This is a genomic window from Spirillospora sp. NPDC046719 (assembly GCF_040645715.1).
GTDB lineage: Bacteria > Actinomycetota > Actinomycetes > Streptosporangiales > Streptosporangiaceae > Spirillospora.
On record NZ_JBEYYT010000033.1, the window covers coordinates 1 to 20162 of the forward strand.

The 20162-nt window shown below is 73.1% G+C and carries 18 protein-coding genes and 1 riboswitch; of the genes, 8 read left to right on the forward strand and 10 right to left on the reverse strand.

The window, feature by feature from the left end:
• The first annotated feature begins 137 nt into the window (after positions 1 to 137).
• Positions 138 to 1403, forward strand: a complete 1266-nt coding sequence (locus ABZ914_RS08705; protein ID WP_500192433.1) for an alanine racemase — start codon at positions 138 to 140, stop codon at positions 1401 to 1403.
• A gap of 49 nt (positions 1404 to 1452) precedes the next feature.
• Here the strand turns inward: ABZ914_RS08705 and ABZ914_RS08710 are convergent, their stop codons facing one another.
• Positions 1453 to 2151, reverse strand: a complete 699-nt coding sequence (locus tag ABZ914_RS08710) for a TetR/AcrR family transcriptional regulator (protein ID WP_500192434.1) — start codon at positions 2149 to 2151, stop codon at positions 1453 to 1455.
• Between the two features lie 358 nt (positions 2152 to 2509).
• Between ABZ914_RS08710 and ABZ914_RS08715 the strand changes: the two genes are divergently transcribed.
• Complete coding sequence (locus tag ABZ914_RS08715) at positions 2510 to 3955, forward strand: MFS transporter (RefSeq protein WP_500192435.1); 1446 nt, start codon at positions 2510 to 2512, stop codon at positions 3953 to 3955.
• Here the strand turns inward: ABZ914_RS08715 and ABZ914_RS08720 are convergent.
• From ABZ914_RS08720 to ABZ914_RS08730, 3 genes are read right to left on the reverse strand one after another with little or no spacing between them, the layout of a single operon-like run.
• On the reverse strand, positions 3901 to 4800 hold the full coding sequence (locus ABZ914_RS08720; protein ID WP_500192436.1) for a helix-turn-helix transcriptional regulator: 900 nt from the start codon (positions 4798 to 4800) through the stop codon (positions 3901 to 3903). The two genes, ABZ914_RS08715 and ABZ914_RS08720, sit on opposite strands and share 55 nt — an antisense overlap.
• Positions 4801 to 4828: 28 nt before the next feature.
• Complete coding sequence (locus tag ABZ914_RS08725) at positions 4829 to 6472, reverse strand: AMP-binding protein (RefSeq protein WP_500192437.1); 1644 nt, start codon at positions 6470 to 6472, stop codon at positions 4829 to 4831.
• Complete coding sequence (locus ABZ914_RS08730; protein WP_500192438.1) at positions 6469 to 8151, reverse strand: AMP-binding protein; 1683 nt, start codon at positions 8149 to 8151, stop codon at positions 6469 to 6471. The genes ABZ914_RS08725 and ABZ914_RS08730 overlap by 4 nt, the downstream gene beginning before the upstream one ends.
• 192 nt (positions 8152 to 8343) lie before the next feature.
• Between ABZ914_RS08730 and ABZ914_RS08735 the strand changes: the two genes are divergently transcribed.
• Positions 8344 to 8997 (forward strand): class I SAM-dependent methyltransferase, encoded by a 654-nt coding sequence (locus ABZ914_RS08735; RefSeq protein WP_500192439.1) that lies wholly within the window; start codon positions 8344 to 8346, stop codon positions 8995 to 8997.
• Here ABZ914_RS08735 and ABZ914_RS08740 read toward each other — a convergent pair.
• Positions 8965 to 9816 (reverse strand): sigma-70 family RNA polymerase sigma factor, encoded by an 852-nt coding sequence (locus tag ABZ914_RS08740; protein ID WP_500192440.1) that lies wholly within the window; start codon positions 9814 to 9816, stop codon positions 8965 to 8967. The genes ABZ914_RS08735 and ABZ914_RS08740 overlap by 33 nt on opposite strands.
• 218 nt (positions 9817 to 10034) lie before the next feature.
• Between ABZ914_RS08740 and ABZ914_RS08745 the strand changes: the two genes are divergently transcribed.
• Positions 10035 to 11255: an RNA-guided endonuclease InsQ/TnpB family protein gene (locus ABZ914_RS08745; protein WP_500192441.1), complete on the forward strand. Its 1221-nt coding sequence runs from the start codon at positions 10035 to 10037 to the stop codon at positions 11253 to 11255.
• A gap of 123 nt (positions 11256 to 11378) precedes the next feature.
• Positions 11379 to 12074 (forward strand): FMN-dependent NADH-azoreductase, encoded by a 696-nt coding sequence (locus ABZ914_RS08750; RefSeq protein WP_500192442.1) that lies wholly within the window; start codon positions 11379 to 11381, stop codon positions 12072 to 12074.
• Positions 12075 to 12088: 14 nt separating this feature from the next.
• Here the strand turns inward: ABZ914_RS08750 and ABZ914_RS08755 are convergent, their stop codons facing one another.
• The 4 genes from ABZ914_RS08755 to ABZ914_RS08770 all read right to left on the reverse strand — a co-directional run bounded on the left by ABZ914_RS08755 (position 12089) and on the right by ABZ914_RS08770 (position 14881).
• Positions 12089 to 12856: a group II truncated hemoglobin gene (locus tag ABZ914_RS08755; protein ID WP_500192443.1), complete on the reverse strand. Its 768-nt coding sequence runs from the start codon at positions 12854 to 12856 to the stop codon at positions 12089 to 12091.
• A gap of 73 nt (positions 12857 to 12929) precedes the next feature.
• Positions 12930 to 13481 (reverse strand): copper resistance CopC family protein, encoded by a 552-nt coding sequence (locus tag ABZ914_RS08760; protein ID WP_500192444.1) that lies wholly within the window; start codon positions 13479 to 13481, stop codon positions 12930 to 12932.
• Positions 13478 to 14191 (reverse strand): YcnI family copper-binding membrane protein, encoded by a 714-nt coding sequence (locus ABZ914_RS08765; RefSeq protein ID WP_500192445.1) that lies wholly within the window; start codon positions 14189 to 14191, stop codon positions 13478 to 13480. Before ABZ914_RS08765 ends, ABZ914_RS08760 begins: the two co-directional genes overlap by 4 nt.
• Positions 14192 to 14266: 75 nt before the next feature.
• Complete coding sequence (locus tag ABZ914_RS08770; RefSeq protein WP_500192446.1) at positions 14267 to 14881, reverse strand: hypothetical protein; 615 nt, start codon at positions 14879 to 14881, stop codon at positions 14267 to 14269.
• Positions 14882 to 14989: 108 nt separating this feature from the next.
• Positions 14990 to 15218, forward strand: a riboswitch (cobalamin riboswitch).
• Positions 15219 to 15312: 94 nt separating this feature from the next.
• Between ABZ914_RS08770 and ABZ914_RS08775 the strand changes: the two genes are divergently transcribed.
• The 3 genes from ABZ914_RS08775 to ABZ914_RS08785 all read left to right on the forward strand — a co-directional run bounded on the left by ABZ914_RS08775 (position 15313) and on the right by ABZ914_RS08785 (position 19010).
• Positions 15313 to 17637, forward strand: a complete 2325-nt coding sequence (locus ABZ914_RS08775) for a ribonucleoside-diphosphate reductase subunit alpha (RefSeq protein ID WP_500192447.1) — start codon at positions 15313 to 15315, stop codon at positions 17635 to 17637.
• The gene (locus ABZ914_RS08780; protein ID WP_500192448.1) at positions 17637 to 18635 is read left to right on the forward strand and encodes a ribonucleotide-diphosphate reductase subunit beta; all 999 of its coding nucleotides are present in this window, start codon (positions 17637 to 17639) and stop codon (positions 18633 to 18635) included. The genes ABZ914_RS08775 and ABZ914_RS08780 overlap by 1 nt, the downstream gene beginning before the upstream one ends.
• Before the next feature lie 78 nt (positions 18636 to 18713).
• Positions 18714 to 19010, forward strand: coding sequence for a hypothetical protein (locus ABZ914_RS08785; protein WP_500192449.1), 297 nt, complete (start codon positions 18714 to 18716; stop codon positions 19008 to 19010).
• A 64-nt stretch (positions 19011 to 19074) separates the two neighbouring features.
• Here ABZ914_RS08785 and ABZ914_RS08790 read toward each other — a convergent pair whose 3' ends face one another.
• A complete protein-coding gene (locus ABZ914_RS08790; protein WP_500192450.1) occupies positions 19075 to 20055 on the reverse strand; it encodes an aldo/keto reductase in 981 nt (326 codons plus the stop codon).
• Positions 20056 to 20162 lie beyond the last annotated feature (107 nt).

Sequence of the window (20162 nt, forward strand, 5' to 3'; positions counted from 1 at the left end):
TCCCGGCCGCCGAAGCCCGAGCGCACCCTACCCGCGGCCCCGCACCGCCGCAGCCGCCGCGCGCGGGCGGCCCGCCCGGGGGTCGCGCCGCGCGGCGCGGGGAAGGATCATGGCGGGCGGAGGCGACAGGGGAGGGCATGCCGGTGACCGGGATCGACACCACGGCCGTGGACGCGCTGGACGAGGAGCCGCTCGACTGGCGGTTCAAGGCGATCCCGGCGTCCGCGCAGGGCATGACGGTGGCGCAGGCGCGGGACGCCCGGCTGCCGCTGGACGACTTCGGCACGCCGCTGCTCACGCTCGACGGCGGAGCGCTCGACCACAACGTCCGGTTGATGGCGGACTGGGTGAGCGCCACCGGTATGGAACTCGCACCGCACGGTAAGACGACGATGGCGCCCGCGCTCTGGCGCCGGCAGCTCGACGCGGGCGCGTGGGGCATCACGCTCGCGACGTTCCCGCAGCTGCGCGTCGCGCGCGCGTTCGGCGTCCGCCGCCTGCTGCTCGCGGGCGCGCCGCTCGACCCCGCCGGCCTCGCCTGGCTGGCCGGCGAGCTGGACGGCGACCCCGAGTTCGCGTTCGTCTGCTGGGCCGACTCGGTGCGGTCCGTCGAGCTGATGGCCGAGGCGCTGCACCTCGCGCGGGCGCAGCGGCGCGTGGACGTGTGCGTCGAGCTCGGCGGCCCGAACGGCCGGACGGGCGTCCGCGACGACGGCGAGGCACGGGCCGTCGCCGACGCGATCCGCGCGGCGCCGCCGCTGCGGCTCGCCGGGATCGGCGGCTACGAGGGCGCCCTCGCGCACGACGCGTCCGCGGAGAGCCTCGACGCCGTCGACGCCTACCTGCGGCGGCTCGCGAACCTGCACGGGCGGCTCGCCTACGAGACGGACGACCCCGTCGTCACGGCGGGCGGCAGCGCCTTCTTCGACCAGGTCGCCGAGGTGCTCGGCGGGCTCGACGCGCGGGTGGTGCTGCGGTCCGGCGCGTACCTCGTCCACGACGACGGCTTCTACCAGGACATCACGCCGTTCGACCGGGGCGCCGGAGCGGGCGGCGAGCACCTGCACCCGGCCATGCACGCGTGGGGCCGCGTCGTGTCCGCGCCGGAGCCCGCTCTGGCGCTGCTGGACGTGGGGCGCCGCGACGTCCCGTTCGACTCGGGCCTGCCGCGGCCGCAGCTCGTCCGCGGCAAGGGCGCCGGGCCGGTCGAGGGCGCGCGCGTCACCGCGCTGAACGACCAGCACGCCTTCCTGCGGGACGCGTCCGTCGAGCCCGGCGACATCGTCCGCCTCGGCCTGTCCCACCCCTGCACCGCGTTCGACAAGTGGACGCTCATCCCGGTCGTCGACGACGCCGCCGCCGAGCACCCCGTGGTGACCGACTACATCCGCACCTACTTCTGACCGCCCTCCTCCCGACCGTCCTCCTCCCCGACCATCCTCCGACCGAGCGTTAGTGGTCGAGGAGGGAGCGGACGTGCCCGAGGATCGGGGTGCAGAGGGCCGGGAGGGTCGCGTGCTCGCCCAGCGCGACGCGGCCGGTGACCAGCGACGCGATGCCGCCGATGAGCATCCGGCAGGCGAACTCCGGGTCGGGCAGCGCGCGGAACCGCTCGTCCTCCGCCAGCAGCCCGTCCACGACCTCGGTGAAGCGGTGCTGCACCCGGTACCGCAGCGCGGCGGCGGCCGGGCCCGCCGCGTAGATCTCCAGCAGGAACGTGCGGGCCGCCGCCGCGTCCGCCGCCAGTTCCCGCAGGTAGGCGCGCAGCGCGCGCTCTAGGCGGCCCATCACCGGCTCGTCGCGCGCGCTCAGCGCCTCGTTCACGACGCCGAGGATGCGGTCTGCCGCGTGCTCGTACGCCGACATGAAGCACTCCTGCTTGTCGGCGAAATGCTCGTAGAACGTCTCGCGCGACACGCGCGCACGTTTCAGCACGTCCGCGACCGTCGTGCGGGCGTAGCCGCGCTCGCCGACCGCCGCCGTCATGCCCTCCAGCAGCCGGAGCCGCTGGGACGCCCTGACCTGCTCGCGGCTCAGATGGTGCCGCCCGCGCGGCAGCGACCCGCCCCCCGCACCGCCGGACCCCGCACCCGCACCGCCGGACCCCGCACCCGCACCGTCGCGCCGCGCGCCCGCACCGCCACCGCTCACGGCGCAAACGCTAGCCGGTCGCGGCGTCTCCGCCCAGTAGATCGGGTTGTTCACGAACAATCGTGTTCGCGGGGATGTTACGGTTTTCCCTTGCACAAGGGGGGCCGGACGTCTCCGCCGGCGCGTACGGCGGGACGGCCGAGCGATCAGGGCCCGGCGCAGCCGGTGCGCGGTGATGTCGCTACGTCCAGGCAGTGCGCCACGGGGGCCGATCTGCACTGGACGGCGCGTGCCGTCGCACCACCAAGGCTGACCCCGTCGCCGGGCCGATCGCCCGCCCCGCCTGCCCTGCCGGCTCTGCCGGCCGCCGGCCCCGCCCGTCCCGCAACGGGTTGTGCGCGCGCGGGGTTGTCCCGCCATGACTCCCACAGACGACGGCGTCCGGCATCCGCGCGGGATGCTCGCGGTGCTGTTCCTCGGCCAGTTCCTGGTGAACGTCGACACCGCGATCGTGAACGTGGCGGGCCCGTCCATCCAGGACGACCTGCACCCGTCCGGCGGCGCGCTGGAGCTGGTCGTGTCCGGCTACACGCTGACCTACGCGGTGCTGCTGGTCACCGGCGCGCGGCTCGGCCAGGCGCGCGGGCACCGGCGGATGTTCCTGCTCGGCCTCGCCGCCTTCACCGCCTCGTCGCTGGCCTGCGGCCTCGCACCGGCCACCGGGGCGCTGGCGGCGGCGCGGCTCGTCCAAGGCGCGGCGGGCGCGCTGATGGTGCCGCAGGTGCTGTCCGGCATCCAGATCCACTTCACCGGTAAGGCGCGGGCGCGCGCGCAGGGCATGCTGGTGCTGACGCTGTCCGGCGGCGCGGTCGCGGGACAGGTCCTCGGCGGTGTCGTGGTGTCCGCCGACCTGTTCGGGCTCGGCTGGCGACCCGTCTTCCTGGTGAACGTGCCGGCGGGGATCGCGCTGCTCGCGGCGGGCGCCCGCCTCCTGCCCCGGGACGCCGGGAACGGCTCCGGCCGGCTCGACCTCGGCGGCGTCGCGCTGCTGTCGGGGAGCGCGCTGCTGGCGACCGTCCCGCTGATCTTCGGGCGCGAGGCCGGCTGGCCCGCCTGGACGTGGATCTGCCTCGCCGCGAGCGCCCCCGCGCTGGCGCTGTTCGTCCGGCGGCAGCGGCGCGTCGCGGCGCGCGGCGGGACGCCGCTGATCGACCTGCGCGTGCTCGCCCGGCCCGTCGTCGCCTGGTCGCTCGCGTCGATCGCGCTCGCGACGTCCACCTACTTCGCGATGCTGTTCACCCTCGCGCTCTACCTGCAGCAGGGCCTCGGGAAGAGCGCGATGTTCTCCGGCCTGGTGCTCGTGTCGTGGGTCGCCGCGTTCGGCGTCGCCGGGCCGCTGCTGCCGCGCCTCCCGGCCCGCGTCGCCGCCCACGCCCCGGTCGCCGGCTACCTGATCCTCGCCGCCGCGTACCTCACCATCGGGCTGACCAGGGCGGACGGGGCGCTCCTCGTCGTGCTGCTCGGCTTCGGCGGGCTCGGCCTCGGCCTCGGCTTCGCGTCCCAGCTCGGGCGCGCCACCGCCGGCGTCCCGGCCCGGTTCGCCCCCGACCTCAGCGGCGTCGTCAACACCAACTCGCAGCTGTCGGCCGTCGCGGGCGTCGCCGTCTTCGGCACCCTGTACCTCGGGCTCGGCGGCACGCCGCAGCACGCCTTCACCGTCGTGATGACCGTGTTCGCGGGCACCGCGCTCGCCGCGTGCGCCGCCGGGTTCGCCGGATGGGCCGCCGCGCGCCGCGAGCAGGCCCCGGGTCAGGGCAGCAGCCCGGCGCGGCGCGCCGACGTCACCGCCTCCAGCCGGGTGTGAGCGTCGAGCTTGCGCATCGCCGACCGCAGGTAGCTCTTCACCGTCTCCGGCAGCAGCCCGAGGCGGTCGGCGGCCTCCGCGTTCGTGCAGCCGATCGCGACGTACGACAGCACGTCCAGCTCGCGCGGCGACAGCACCGGCCGCGGCGGCACCGCCGGGCTCGCGGCGTCCGGGTCAGGTCCGGCGCCGGGGGCCAGCCCGGCGGCGGCGAGCCGCAGCGTCATCGCGCGCAGCCGGTCGCGGGTCGGGCCGTCCGCCACCTGCTCGGCGAGCGCCCGCAGCTCGGCGTGCACCGCCCGGACCTCCTCCCACCGCGCCGCCGCGTCCGGCGGCTCCGGCGGGCGCCACGCCAGCGCCTCGTCGGCACGGTCCCGGACGGCGAGGTCCTGCTCCAGGTCGCGGGCCGCCTGCACCGCCGCGCCGACGATCCGGTCGGCGAGCGACAGCGGCTCGCGCAGCGCCCCGTACAGCACGCCGCGGACGCGCCGCCGCACCACCACCGGCACCGCCACGATCGACAGCAGCCCCTCGCGGCCGACCGGCTTGTCGTAGTCGTGGCTGATGGACGCCGCGCACGGGTAGTTGCTCACCCACACCGGCCGGCCCGTCGCCATCGACTTGCCGCCGAGCCCGTTGCCGTGCCGGACGACGAGGCCGTTCAGCGAGTCGGTGGTGTTGCCGACCAGCTCGGTGATGCGCAGCCGGTCCCGGCCGCTGAGGGCGCCGCCGAACACCATGGGCAGGCCGGTCGTGCGGTGCAGCGTCAGCACCGCCGACCGGACCGCCCCGGCGTCGTCGCCCATGCCGCCCAGCATGCCCGCGCGGGACCGATCACGGAAGGTCACGCGCCCGGAAAAACGCGCCGGCCGGACCTCACGCGTGCTTCCGGGCGGCCACGTCGCCGAGCCCGAGGATGTCCACGGCCTCGGCCCGCATCTGCACCTTGCGGATCTTCCCGGTGACCGTCATCGGGAACTCGTCCACCACGTGCACGTAGCGCGGGATCTTGAAGTGCGCCAGTTTGCCGTGGCAGAACTCGCGCAGCGCCTCGGCGGTGAGCTCCGGCGCGCCCTCGCGCAGCCGCACCCACGCCATCAGCTCCTCGCCGTACTTCTCGTCCGGGACCCCGATGACCTGGGCGTCCACGATGTCGGGATGGGTGTAGAGGAACTCCTCGATCTCGCGCGGGTACACGTTCTCGCCGCCGCGGATCACCATGTCCTTGATCCGGCCGGTGATGTTGACGTAGCCCTCGTCGTCCATCACCGCGAGGTCGCCGGTGTGCATCCAGCGGGCCGGGTCGATCGCCTCGGCCGTCTTCTCCGGCTCCTCCCAGTACCCGAGCATCACCGAGTAGCCGCGCGTGCAGAACTCGCCGGGAGTGCCGCGCGGGACGGTGACGCCCGTCTCCGGGTCCACCACCTTGACCTCCAGGTGCGGCATCACCGTGCCGACCGTGGACACGCGGCGGTCCAGGGAGTCGCCCGCCCGGGTCTGCGTCGACACCGGCGACGTCTCCGTCATGCCGTAGCAGATCGCGACCTCCGCCATCCCGAGCCGGTCGATGACCTGCTTCATCACCTCCACCGGACACGGCGACCCCGCCATGATCCCGGTGCGCAGGCTCGACAGGTCGAGGGCGTCGGCGGACGGCTCGTTCAGCACCGCGATGAACATCGTCGGCACCCCGTACAGCGACGTGCAGCGCTCCGCCGCCACCGCGTCCAGGGTCGCCTTCGGGTCGAACGCGGGCGCCGGGATGACGATGCACGCGCCGTGGCTGGTCGCCGCGAGGTTCCCCATCACCATGCCGAAGCAGTGGTAGAAGGGCACCGGCACGCAGATCCGGTCCTCCTCGTCGTAGCCGCACAGCTCCCCGACGAAGAACCCGTTGTTCAGGATGTTGTGGTGCGACAGCGTCGCGCCCTTCGGGAACCCGGTCGTCCCCGACGTGTACTGGATGTTGATCGGGTCGTCCGCGCCGAGGCCCTCGCCGATGCCGTGCAGCAGGTGCCGGTCGCCGGCCCGCCCCGTCGCCACCAGCGCGTCCCACGCGTCCGTGCCGATGAGGACCACGTCGGCCAGCGCGGCACAGCGCGGCCGCACCTCCTCGATCATCGCCGCGTAGTCGGACGTCTTGAACGACGGCGCCGCGACGAGCGTGCGGATCCCCGCCTGGTTCAGCACGAACTCCAGCTCGTGCACCCGGTACGCCGGGTTGATGTTGACCAGGATCGCGCCGAGCTTCGCCGTCGCGTACTGGACCAGCATCCACTCCGCGCAGTTCGGCGCCCAGATCCCGACCCGGTCGCCCTTCGTCACGCCGAGGTCCCGCAGCCCGAGCGCGACCGCGTCGACGTCGGCGGCGAACTGGTCGTAGGTCCAGCGCCGCCCGGACGCCATGTCCACCACGGCCTCGCGGTCGGCGAACGCGGCGACCGTCGCGTCCAGGTTGGCGCCGATCGTGTCGCCGAGCAGCGGCGTCGCCGAGACGCCCGACGCGTAGGAGAGCGTCATCGCAGGTCCTCCTCACGGAACTCCCCGGGCGGCCGGTCGTCCGCGCCCGGATGCTTGCCGATCTCCGCCGTCCGCAGCTCCACCCGGCGGATCTTCCCGGAGATCGTCTTCGGCAGCTCGCCGAACTCCAGCAGCCGCAGCCGCTTGTACGGGGACAGCTGCGCCCGGCTGTGCTCGAAGATCGCCCTCGCGGTCTCCGCGGTCGGCTCCCAGCCCGCCGCGAGCGTCACGTACGCCTTCGGCACCGCGAGCCGCACCGGGTCCGGCGACGGCACCACCGCCGCCTCCGCCACCGCCGGATGCTCGATCAGCACGCTCTCCAGCTCGAACGGGGAGATCTTGTAGTCGGACGCCTTGAACACGTCGTCCGCGCGCCCGACATAGGTGATGTAGCCGTCCGCGTCCCGGGAGCCGATGTCGCCGGTGTGGTAGAAACCGCCCGCCATCGCCTCCTCGGTGCGCGCCTCGTCCCCGTGGTAGCCCGTCATCAGCCCGAGCGGACGGTCCTCCAGGTCGAGGCAGATCTCGCCCTCCTCGCCCCGCTCCCCGGACACCGGGTCGATCAGCGCCACCGTGTAGCCCGGCACGGGACGTCCCATCGAGCCCGGCTTGACCTCCTGGCCGGGCGTGTTCGCGATCTGGACGGTCGTCTCGGTCTGCCCGAACCCGTCCCGGATCGTCCGGCCCCACGCGTCCTTCACCCGCTGGATGACCTCGGGGTTCAGCGGCTCGCCCGCCGCGACCACCTCGCGCGGCGGCGTCGGCAGCCGGCCGAGGTCGGACTGGATCAGCATCCGCCACACCGTCGGCGGCGCGCAGAAGCTCGTCACGCCGCACCGCTCCATCGCGTCCAGCAGCCGGTCGGCGTCGAACCGCGTGTAGTTGAAGATGAACACGCACGCCTCGGCGTTCCACGGCGCGAAGATGTTGCTCCACGCGTGCTTCGCCCACCCCGGCGACGAGATGTTCAGGTGGACGTCCCCGGGCCGCAGCCCGAGCCAGTACATCGTCGACAGGTGCCCCGCCGGGTACGACGCGTGCGTGTGCTCGACCAGCTTCGGCTGCGCCGTCGTCCCGGACGTGAAGTACAGCAGCAGCGTGTCCGACGACATCGTCATCCCGTACTGGGAGAACACGTCGCTGCCGTCGTAGGCGTCGGCGTACCGCAGCCACCCGTCGACCGGCTCGCCGACCGCGATCCGGGTGAACTCGCCGTCCAGCCCGGCGAACTTCCCGGCGTCGGACGAGCCCGCCACCACATGGCGCGCCCGTCCCCGCGTCAGCCGGTCCTGGAGGTCCGCCGGGCCGAGCAGCGGCGTGCACGGGATCAGCACCGCGCCGAGCTTCATCGCCGCGAGGACCGTCTCCCACAGCTCGACCTGGTTCCCGAGCATCAGCACGATCCGGTCGCCGCGCCGCACCCCCGCCGCGCGCAGCATGTTCGCGACCTGGTTCGACCGCCGCGCGAGCTGCGCGAACGAGTACCGCTCCTCCGCGCCGTCCTCCTCGACGATCCACAGCGCGGGCGCGTCGTTCCCCTCGGCGATCTTGTCGAACCAGTCGAGCGCCCAGTTGAACCCGGTCAGAACCGGCCAGCGGAACTTCTCGTACGCGGTCGCGTAGTCGTCGCGATGCGCGAGCAGGAAGTCGCGCGCCGCACGGAACTCGACTGCGGGCATGGTCTCTCCTCGTAGCCGCACGGACACCTGGCACTCCCGCCCCTCGGCCGGCCCCCGGTCTCCTCGGGGCGCCGCCGCCCGAAAGGCGTGGTCAGGGGCATGGTCGGACATCCAGAGTGACCTACGCCACCCCCGAACGGGGGTAGTCGTACCCGGTTGCCCTTGTCGGTGATCGCCGTAGGGTCGGGGAGCATGATCGCCTCCCACCTCGACACCACCCGCGCCGGCTACGACTCCGTCGCGGACCTGTACGCCGACCTGTTCGCCACCGCGTTCCTCGACATGCCGTTCGACCTCGGGATGATCAACGCGTTCGGGCGGCTCGTCCGGGACGCCGGGCCGGTCGCCGACCTCGGCTGCGGCCCCGGGCACCTCACCGCCCACCTGCGCTCGCTCGGCTGCGACGCGTTCGGCGCCGACGTGTCCGCGGAGATGATCCGGATCGCCCGCGCGGCGCACCCGGGCGTCCGGTTCGACCACGTCCCGATGACCGAGGTGGACGTCCGCGACGGCGAGCTCGGCGGCGTCCTCGCCTGGTACTCGATCATCCACGCGCCGGTGGAGGACGTGCCCGGCCTGCTCGCCGCGTTCCACCGGATGCTGGCGCCCGGCGGGCACCTGCTGCTCGGCTTCTTCGCGTCCGACACCGCCGAGCCCGTCCCGTTCGACCACAAGGTGGCGCCGGCGACCCGCTGGCCCATCGACGCCCTCGCCGGCCTGACGACCCAGGCCGGCTTCACCGAGGTCGCGCGGCTCCGCCGCGAGCCCGGCGAAGGCGAGCGCCACCGCCAGGGCCACCTCCTCGTCCGCAAGTCAGTGCAGGAGGGCGAGGCGGAGGCGGTGTAGGCGGGCCGGGTCGCTGATCACGGTGAAGCCGGCGATCCGGTCGTCCTCCACGGCGACCTGGAGGACGGCCGCGAGGCGGCCGCGGGGCGCGACGACGACGCCGACCGCGCCGTCCACCAGGGCGAGACGGGCGTTCCGGGCACGGACGGGGTTGGCGAGGGTCTCCCCGGCGATGCGGCGGGCGCCGCGGACCTCCGCCGCCCCCTCGGCGCGCCGGAACGCGTCCGGCGCGAGCACCGCGAGCAGCGCGTCCATGTCGCCGGAGCGGGACGCGGCGAGGAACGCCGACACGGCCTCCCGCTGCCGCGCGAGGTCGGCGGCGGGCACCGACGGCGACCCCTGGACGCGCTGCCGGGCCCGGCTGGCCAGCTTCTTCGTGGTCTCCGGGGTCCGCTCGACGATCCCGGCGATCTCCGCGAACGGCACGGCGAACAGGTCGTGCAGCACGAACGCGACGCGCTCGGCGGGGCCGAGGCGGTCCAGGACGACGAGCATCGCCAGCCCCACCGAGTCGGCGAGGACCGCCTCCTCCTCGGGGTCGCCGCCGGCGCGCTCCGGCCCGTCCAGGCCGTGGAGGCCGCCGGGGTCCTCGCCGCGGCGCCGCCGCGACCGCAGCATGTCGAGGCAGATCCGCCCGGCGATCGTGGTCAGCCAGCCGGGCAGGTTCGCGACGTCCCCGGCGCCCGCCCGGGACGCCCGCAGCCACGTCTCCTGGACGGCGTCGTCGGCCTCGTCCAGCGAGCCGAGCATCCGGTACGCGACCGCCCGCAGGTGGCCGCGGCACTCGTCGAACCGCTCGGCCAGCACCTGCTCGTCCATCGGTCCCTCCAACAGGGGAATTCGTGCTTTCAGGTGTGTGGAAGAGCACTTCGGCTGGGGCCAGCCGAACTCGGTTCGCCCTGCAGCCCTACCGAACTCACACGTTCCGTAGGCGAGTGCGTACTTATTGTTCCTATGATGACCACGTCCTCGTGATCAGATGCCGCTGCGCATCGAGACAAAGCACGGACCAGTGGAGGATTGGGGAGGAGGCGGTCGTGAGGCGTGCCTATAAGTTCCTTCTCAGACCCACGTCCCCTCAGGAACAAGCGCTGCGGGAGATGCTGGCCGATCATTGCTCTCTGTACAACGCAGCGTTGCAGGAGCGTCGGGACGCCTACCGGCACACGTCCAAGACGAAGATCCGATACGAGCATCAGTCGGCTCAGTTGAAAGAGATCCGGGCGTTCGATCCCGTCCGTCAGGGGCGCTGGTCGTTCTCCTCCCAGCAGGCCACGCTGCGCCGATTGAACAGGGCGTTCGAGGCGTTCTTTCGCCGGGTCAAGGGCGGGCAGATGCCTGGTCACCCGCGTTTCAAGGGCACTGGGCACTTCGACACGGTGGAGTTCCCCAGGGACGGCGACGGGTGCCGTTGGGACTCCATCCCGCACGACGCCCGCACGCGTGTCCGGCTGCAAGGTGTCGGGCATATCCGGGTGCATCAGCACCGGCCCGTTCGGGGACGTGTGAAGACGATCAGCGTGAAGCGGGAAGGGCGCCGCTGGTTCGTGATCGTCGTTTGTGGCGATGTGCCCGCAGAGCCGCTCGCGCCCACTGGGTCGGCCGTCGGCATCGACCTGGGCGTGGCCCATCTGCTCACCACATCCGAGGGGGAGTTCGTCGAGAACCCGCGCCTCCTGGCGTCGATGGCCGAGGAACTGGCGGCGGCGCAGCGGCACTTGGCCACCTTTCCCCAGCGCACGCGGCAGCGGACCAAAAGGCATCGGGCGGCGGCCCGCAAGGTCGCCAAGTTGAACGCCAAGATCCGGCGGCAGCGACTGGATCGCCACCACAAGACCGCCCTGAAACTCGTGCGCGAGCATGACGTGATCGCCTGCGAACAACTCAACATCGCGGGTATGACCAGGGCGCCCGCCTCCAGACCCGACGTCGAGCAGGCGGGCGCGTTCCTGCCCAACGGCGCTGCGGGCAAAGCGGGTCTGAACAAGAGCATTCTGGACGCGGGTTGGGGGCTGTTCCTGGGAATTCTGGCGGACAAGGCTGAGAGCGCCGGTCGCCAGGTGATCCCGGTGGACGCCCGCGATACCTCCCGTACCTGCCCGCCCTCCGCCGGAGGCTGCGGGCACGTCGCCAGGGAGAACCGCCTCACCCAAGCAAGGTTCGAGTGCGTCGCATGCGGGTTCACCGCGAACGCCGACCACGTCGGCGCCTTGAACGTTCTTCATCGGGCCGGGCTGGCCCGCTGCCCGGCGGCCTAGCCGTCGATGCAGGAAGCCCGCGACTTTCGTCGTGGGTGGAGTCACCGGTCCCCTTTCGTCGGCGCGGGTCGTCATAGCTGTGGGAACAAGGACGACACGAGAGCGAAGGAGACGCGCTCCACCATGCTATCGGCCCACGACCAGGTCACCTCGCTGCTGCACCTGGACTCCAGCCACTCCGGCGACTCCATCACCCGGCGCCTGTCCGCGCGGTTCGCGGACGCGTGGCGGGAACGGCACGGGACGTCCGGCTACCGGTACCGCGATCTCGTCGCCGATCCGGTGCCGCCGATCTCGGCGGCCTACTGCGAGCTCGGACGCCGCGTCGAGAAGAACGGCTACGTCCCGCCCGCGAAGGTCGACGCGCTCGTCGAGGGCGCCGCCGAGGAACGCGAATGGTCGCTGACCCTGCCGCTGATCGAGCAGTTCCTGGACGCCGGAACGGTGCTGATCGGCGCTCCGATGTACAACTTCTCGATCCCCGCGTCGCTCAAGGCGTGGATCGACCGGATCACCTTTCCCGGCGCGTACACCGACCCGGACACGGGCCGGAGCCTGCTGCACGGCAAGCGGGTCGTCGTCGTGACGGCGCGCGGCGGCGCGTACGGTCCCGGTACGCCGCGCGAGGACTTCGACTTCCAGGAGCCCTATCTGCGGGCCTATTTCGGCAATCTCGGCGTCGCCGAGGACGCCGTTTCCTTCGTCAACGCCGAAATGACCCTCGCCGACCTCGTCCCGCATCTGGCGCGATTCAGGGAAATGGCGGCACGGTCACTCGCCGAGGCCCGCGAGGCGGTGGTCGATCTGGCCGCGCGGTAGCGGCGGCGCAGCCGCTACTTGGCGGGGGTGTAGGGCGGGGCTTCGCCCCAGCTCCAGTGGGGCATGGGCGCTTCGAGGGGCGGGGTCGCGCCCGGCTGGGAGTTCGCCAGCGCGATGCGGGTGCCCCATTCGATGTAGGACGCGAACGCGGCGCGGAACTCGGGGTCGGCGGGCAGCCCGGCCTCGTCCGCCGCGTCCATGAGCAGGCTCACCCAGCGGCGGCGCTGCGCCTCGGTGATCGCCTTGCCGAGGTGCTGCCGGACCATGTGGTGGTAGCCGCCGCGCTCGCGGCTGTAGCGCTCGGGGCCGCGGAACACCTCGCCCAGCCAGATCGCGACCCATTTCGGGTGGTCCGGGGCCATGTGCTCGAAGAGGGGGCGGAGGAGGTCGTCCTTGAGGACGGCGGTGTAGAAGACCTCGGTGAGGCGCTGGAGGGCGTCGGCGCCGCCGGCCCAGTCGTACATGGTGGGGACGGACGAGCCCCTGCCGTGGACGGGCGTCGCCTCGTAGTGCCGCATCTCCTCGATCTGCTGGACGTACGGCTTGATCTCGGCGAAGAAGGCGGGGAAGTGCTCGCCGGAGCGGAAGCCCTGGGAGTGGTCCTCGGCGGACGTCCAGCGGATCCGCAGGATGTAGCACTCGGGCTCGTCGACGCAGCGGGTCAGCTCGTAGTCGACGCACTGCGGGGCGGCGGCGAGCGGGACGGCGGCGCGGGCGTAGGCGGCTTCGAACTCCTCCGCCCTCGCCCGGTCGATCCGGTAGCGGATGTACTCGACGATCACTGGGCCCCCAGGGATGATCTTCCGGTCGGGTAATCAATGTAACGCTGTAATCACCCGACCGGAAGACCGTTGATCATTTCTCCGGGGATTCTCCCGAGGTCCGGCGGTACCAGGCGAACCCGCCGCCCGCGACCACCACGACGGCGGCGGCCAGGCCGATCCACAGCCAGCCGGACGAGCCGCCGGAGCCCTTCCCGGCGGCCTTCGCGGCGGGCGCGGTCGCCCCGGGCGCGGTGCCAGCGGTGCCGGCGGCGCCGGTGGATCCGGTGACGGTGAACGTGTAGGTGCCGCTGATCGGGTGGCCGTCCGGCGACACGACGCGCCAGCCGACCGTGTACACACCGTTCGGCAGCGTGCCCTTCACCGCCTCGGTGACCTTGTTGTCCACCGCCTGGGCCTTGCCCGCCTCGTGCCGCCCGCCGCCCGCGTCCGTCAGCACGACCTGCGGCAGCTGCACCGGGTCGGCGTACGTCAGGACGATCTGGGTCGGCGGCGCGACCGTCGCGTTCGCGGCGGGGTTCGCGCCGGTCAGCGACGTGTGGGCGGAGGCGGGCGGGGCGGTCAGCGCCAGCGCGGCGAAGGCCGCGGCGGCGCCGGCGGCGGTGCGCCGGACGGCCCGGCTCACGCCCGGCTCCGCGCCCGGGACAGGCCGTAGCCGCCGACCGCGATGCCGATCACGCCGACGCCGATGCCGACGCCGCCGAGCACGCGGGCGGTGCCGTCGTCGGAACCCGCCTCCGTCTTGGCGGCGGGCTTGGACTGGGCGGTGAGCCCGGCGGCGGCGGTGTCGGAGGCGCCCTTGGGCGTCAGCTTGAGCGTGGGCGCCGGGTGCTCGGGCTCGTTGGCGCCGTCGCCCGGGTCCTGCTCCCACTTGACGACCTGGCCGTCGGAGTAGGTCTGGTCGGCCTTGAACGTCAACGTGTCGGTGTCGGTCGGCAGCGGGCCGAGCGAGACGTCGAACTCCTGGAACTGGCCGGGCTCGATCCTGCCGCCGGACCAGGTGATCTGCGTGACGGCCTTGGTCAGCTCGCCGCCCTCGGTCTTGACCGGCTTCGGCAGCGTGGACTCCACGACCTTCGCGGTCCAGCCGGGGACGGGCCGCACCGACACCGAAGCGAGCGGGTGGTCGGTGGGGAGGTTCACCACGAGCTTGGTCGTGGCGGCGTTGTCCTCCTCGTTCGGCACCCGGAACGAGACCTTGGCGTAGGAGCCCTGCTCGGCGGTCTTCGGGTTGACGGTGACGTGCGCGGACGCGGCGGTCGCGAACGCGACCACGCCGGCGCCGGCGAGGACGGCGAGCGTGCCGAGCCGGCGGGCATGCGTGCGGGAAGGCAAGACGGAACTCCGTTCGAGTCGTACGGGAAGGGCCGGGCGCCGGGGGTCCGGCGGCCGGTGACGTACGGCGCTCGCTCAGAGGTGGGCGAGCGCCCTCGAACGCGGAGGGGGTCCCCGCCGGACGACCTGGTGCCGGAGCGCGCGTCCCGTGGCGATCGCGCCGGCCGCCACCGGCACCACCGGGGTACGCACCGGGCGCTCCGCCGGTTCGATCAGCAGCAGCGCGAGCAGCAGCCGGATCGGGCGGTCGGCGGCGGACGCGAGGCGCCGCGCGAGGGACCACGCGGCCCGCTCGCCGCGCCGCAGCCACCAGGCCGCGACCACGGCGGCGGCGACGTGCGCGACGGTCATGGACGTGCCGGAGCCGTGCATCGCGGGCGTCGCGGCGGCGTGCCCCGCGTGCGCGGCGGTGTCGCAGTCGCGCATGCCCTCGGTCGCGCTCGTGAACAGCGTGTGCAGCGCGAACTGGCCGCCGAGCAGCCCGCCCATGATCGTCGGGAGGGAGCGCTCGTGGCCGGCGAGGGCGACGGCGACGGCGAGGGCCGCGCCGAACCCGGCGAGCACCGCCCAGCCCGGCACCGGCTCGTGCGACGCCAGGTCGTGGCCGGCGGTCGCGAGCGCGACGCACACGGTCGCGAAGACGACCGCGCGCGCGGTGCGGAAGGCCGGCTGCTTGGGACGCGGGGACATGACGGGGACATCGTCCCACCCCGCTCCGCGGCCGCGCATCCGACCCCCGCGATCCGATCCCGACGCGCCCTACATGTTGGGGTTGCGCAATGAGGATCAACAAGATGTAGGGTTCAATCCCGTGCTGGTTCGCCCCCGCCGCTCGCGGCGGGGGCGTCGTAAGAGGGAACCCGGTGCAAGTCCGGGACTGCCCCGCAGCGGTGAGCGGGAACGACCGCCGTCACAGGCACTGAACCGGATCGTCCGGATCGGGAAGCGACGGCCAGTAGGTCGTGCCTCCGGCAGGAGGCGCGGGCGCCCGCGAGTCCGAAGACCTGCCATGCACGCCGTACGTCCGAGGCTTCGCGGGTGAGCCGGGGGACGGTGCGCGGCAGCCTGCCGTCGCGCCCGTTCGCATGCCCTCGCGAGGCCGTCTCACGAGGGGAGAGAACGTGACAGTCACCATGCCTGCGGAAGCGCCGGCCGCCGGGGGGATCGCGGCCGAGGTCGCCGCGGCCTGCGCCGGCGTCGAGGGGACCGCGCCGGAACGGGTGCTCGGCGCGGTCCGGGCCGGGGACGGCGCGAGCGCCGCCGCCCTGCGGGACCTGGCGATCGGGGAGGCCGCCGCGCTGGTCGCGGCGGAACCGGGGTACTCCCGGGTCGCCGCGCGGCTGCTGGCCGCCCGGATCCGCGACGAGACCGCCGAGGCCGGCGTCCGGGGCTTCGCGGAGTCCGTCGCCGCCGCGCACGCCGAGGGCCTCCTCGCCGACGGCCCCGCCGCGTTCGTCGCCGCGAACGCCGCCGCGCTGGACGGCCTCATCGACGCGGGTCCGGGGGGCGCGGGGGGTCGCCCCCCCTCGGGAGGCGCGGTCGAGGAGGCGGACGACCGGTTCGGGTACTTCGGGCTCCGCACCCTCTACGACCGGTACCTGCTGCGGCATCCGCGTACCCGGCTCGTCCTGGAGCGGCCGCAGCACTTCTTCCTGCGAGTGGCCGTGGGCCTGTCCGACACCGTCGACGAGGCCGCCGAGCTGTACGGGCTGCTCAGCACGCTGTCGTACCTGCCCAGCTCGCCGACGCTGTTCAACTCCGCGGCGCGGCGCCCGCAGCTGTCGTCGTGCTTCCTGCTGGACTCGCCGCGCGACGAGCTGGAGGCGATCTACGAGCGGTACGGGCAGGTCGCGCGGCTCAGCAAGTACGCGGGCGGGATCGGGATCTCCTGGACGCGGGTCCGGTCGCGCGGGTCGCTGATCCGGGGGACGAACGGGCACTCGAACGGGATCGTCCCGTGGCTGCGCACGCTGGACGCCTCCGTCGCCGCCGTCAACCAGGGCGGCCGCCGCAAGGGCGCGGCGTGCGTGTACCTGGAGCCGTGGCACGCCGACGTCGAGGAGTTCCTCGAACTGCGCGACAACACCGGCGAGGAGGCGCGCCGCACCCACAACCTGAACCTGGCGAACTGGATCCCGGACGAGTTCATGCGCCGCGTCGAGGCGGACGGGACGTGGTCGCTGTTCGACCCGAAGGAGGTCCCGGAGCTGACGGACCTGTGGGGCGACGCCTTCGACGCCGCGTACCGGGCGGCCGAGAAGGAGGGCTGGTACGTCCGGCAGGTCCCGGCGCGGAAGCTGTACGGGCGGATGATGCGGACGCTCGCGGAGACCGGCAACGGCTGGATGACCTTCAAGGACGCCGCGAACCGGGCCTGCAACCAGACCGCCGAGCCGGGCCGGACCGTCCACCTGTCGAACCTGTGCACCGAGATCCTGGAGGTCACGGGCGACAACGAGGCGGCGGTGTGCAACCTCGGGTCGGTGAACCTGGCCGCGCACGTGTCGCCGTCCGGGATCGACTGGGACCGGCTCCGCGCGACCGTCCGCACCGCCGTCCGTTTCCTGGACCGCACCATCGACCGCGGCTTCTACCCGACGCCCGAGGCGGAAACGGCCAACCGGAAATGGCGTCCCGTCGGCCTCGGCGTCATGGGCCTCGCCGACGTGTTCTTCACGCTCCGGCTCCCGTTCGACTCCGCCGAGGCCCGCGAGCTGTCCACCCGGATCGCCGAGGAGATCGCGCTCGCCGCCTACGCCGCGTCCGCCGACCTGGCCGAGGCGCACGGCCGGCTCCCGGCCTACGCCGAGACCCGCACCGCGCGCGGGCAGCTGCACCTCGACCACTTCCCGGACGCCGCGCCGGCCCGTCCCGCCGAATGGGACGCGCTCCGCGCCCGGATCGCCGACGTCGGGCTGCGCAACTCGCTGCTGATCGCGATCGCGCCGACCGCCACGATCGCGTCCATCGCGGGCTGCTACGAGTGCATCGAGCCGCAGGTGTCCAACCTGTTCAAGCGCGAGACGCTGTCCGGCGAGTTCCTGCAGATCAACGGGTACCTCGTCGAGGACTTGAAGTCGCTCGGGCTGTGGAACGACGCCGTCCGCGAGGCGATCAAGCGGGCGAACGGCTCGATCCAGGGCCTCGTCGACCTGCCCGAGGAGATGCGGGACCTCTACCGGACGGCCTGGGAGCTGCCGCAGAAGGCCTTGATCGACCTCGCCGCCGCCCGCACCCCGTACATCGACCAGTCGCACTCCCTGAACCTGTTCATGGAGACGCCGACGATCGGGAAGCTGTCCTCGATGTACGCCTACGCGTGGCGCAGCGGCCTCAAGACCACCTACTACCTGCGTTCCCGGCCCGCCACGCGGATCGCGCAGACGACCGTCGCCGCGGCGGTCTGCTCCCTGGAGAACCCCGAGACCTGCGAGGCGTGCCAGTAATGCCGCTGCTCGACCCCGGCATGGACCTGACCCTGCGGCCCATGCGCTACCCCGACTTCTACGAGCGCTACCGCGCCGCGATCCGCAACACCTGGACGGTCGAGGAGGTGGACCTCGCCTCCGACCTCGCCGACCTCACCCGGCTCACGCCGGCGGAGCTGCACCTGGTGAACCGGCTCGTCGCGTTCTTCGCCACCGGCGACTCGATCGTGGCGAACAACCTCGTCCTCAACCTCTACAAGCACGTCAACGCGCCGGAGGCCCGGCTGTACCTGTCGCGGCAGCTGTTCGAGGAGGCCGTGCACGTCCAGTTCTATCTGACCCTCCTCGACACCTACCTGCCCGACCAGGACGAGCGGGCCCGGGCGTTCGCGGCGATCGAGCACATCCCGTCCATCCGGGCGAAGGCGGAGTTCTGCTTCCGCTGGATCGACTCGCTCGGCGCGCTGGACGAGCTGCGCACCGCCGCGGACCGGCGCGCGTTCCTGCTCAACCTGATCTGCTTCGCCGCGTGCATCGAGGGCCTGTTCTTCTACGGCGCGTTCGCCTACGTGTACTGGCTGCGGTCCCGCGGCCTGCTGAACGGCCTCGCGTCCGGGACGAACTGGGTCTTCCGGGACGAGTCCATGCACATGGAGTTCGCGTTCTCGGTCGTCGACACCGTCCGGGCGGAGGAGCCGGAGCTGTTCGACGCGGAGCTGACCGCGCAGGTCACCACGATGCTGGAGGAGGCCGTCGAGGCGGAACTGGCGTTCGCGCGCGACCTGTGCGGCGACGGCCTGCCCGGGATGGGCGCCGGCGACATGCGCGCCTACCTGGAGTACGTCGCCGACCAGCGGCTCGCCCGCCTCGGCCTGCCGGTCCGCTACGGGACGGCGAACCCGTTCGCGTTCATGGAGCTGCAGGACGTCCAGGAGCTGTCGAACTTCTTCGAGCGCCGCGTGTCGGCGTACCAGATCGGCGTGGAGGGCAGCGTCGCCTTCGACGAGGCGTTCTGACGGCCCCGGGCCCCGGCCCCGAACTTTCCGGCCGGGGTGCTCGTTGAACTGGGAGAAGCTAGGCCGAGGAGGAAGAACGTGGCTTCTCTCATCGACCGGATCATGAATTTCGTCCGGGGACCGCAGGGGCAGAAGGCCCGGGCGAAGGCGGAGCGGCTCGCGCAGAGCCCGCAGGCGCAGAAGGCGAAGGCCAAGGCGGAGCAGTTCGCGCACGGCCCGCAGGGCCAGAAGGCGCGGGCCAAGGCGGAGCAGCTCGCCCGCAGCCCGCAGGCGCAGAAGGCCCGCGCGAAGGCGGAGCGGTTCATCAACGACCCGCGCAACCAGGAGAAGGCCCGCAGCCTCCTCTCCCGCCTGCGCGGCGGTCCCCGCCGCTGACCGCGCGGACGGCCCGCCCCGATCCCGGGACGGGCCGTCCGGTGGCTCCGGCGTGGGGGCCGGCTCAGGTGTCGAGGTTGGCGAGGTAGGACTCGTTGCCCTGGGCGCCCGCCGCCGCGTCCGGGGGGACGATCTCCTCCAGCCGCGCGAAGACCGGCGCGTCCAGCGCCAGGTCCCCGGCGGCGGCGTTGGCGAGGGCGTTCGCGGCCTTGCGGGTCCCCGGGATCGGCAGCGCGCCGCGGTCCACCAGCCAGGCCAGCACGAGCTGCGCCGCCGTGACGCCCTGCTCGGCGGCGAGCGCGGCCACCCGGTCCGCGAGCGAGACGTTGCGCTCCACGTTGCCTGCCTGGAAGCGCGGGTTCCCGCGCCGCCAGTCGCCCGCCTCCAGGTCGTCGAAGCCGCGGACCTGGCCGCCGAGGAGGCCCCGCCCGAGCGGGCTGTAGGCGACGAACGCGACGCCCAGCTCCGCGCACGCCGGGATCAGCTCCTTCTCCGGCGCCCGCTGGAGCGGCGAGTACTCGGTCTGCAGCGCCGTCACGGGGTGGACGGCGTGCGCGCGCCGCAGCGTCCGCTCCGACACCTCCGACAGCCCGTACCCGCCGATCTTCCCCGCCTGGACGAGCTCGCCGAGCGCCCCGGCCGTCTCCTCGATCGGGGTCGTGGGGTCGAGGCGGTGCAGGTAGTACAGGTCCACGTGGTCGGTCCGGAGCCGCGACAGGCTGGCGTCCAGGGCCCGCCGGACGTACTCGGGCCGCCCCATGCCGGGGACGAGGATGCCGTTCGCGTCCTGGTTCCCGCCGAACTTGGTGGCGAGGACGTACTCGTCCCGCCGCTTCTCCAGCGTGCGGCCGATCAGGGTCTCGCTGTACCCGGCGCCGTAGATGTCGGCGGTGTCGACGAACGTGACGCCGGAGTCCAGCGCGGCCAGGAGCGTCTCCGTGGCGTCGCGCTCCTCGACGCCGCCGTAGACGGGCGCCACGTTCATCGCGCCGAACCCCACCACCGACACCTGCGGGCCGCCCGTTCCAAGGGTGCGATAGCGCACTGGTCAGTCACCTCTCGTCTGTCATGGATGTGCTTTCACCCTGCCGCGCGCGCCCCCGGGCGACCAGTGCCCGCCGATGGCTAGGACTCAGAGGGCCACCTTCCGGA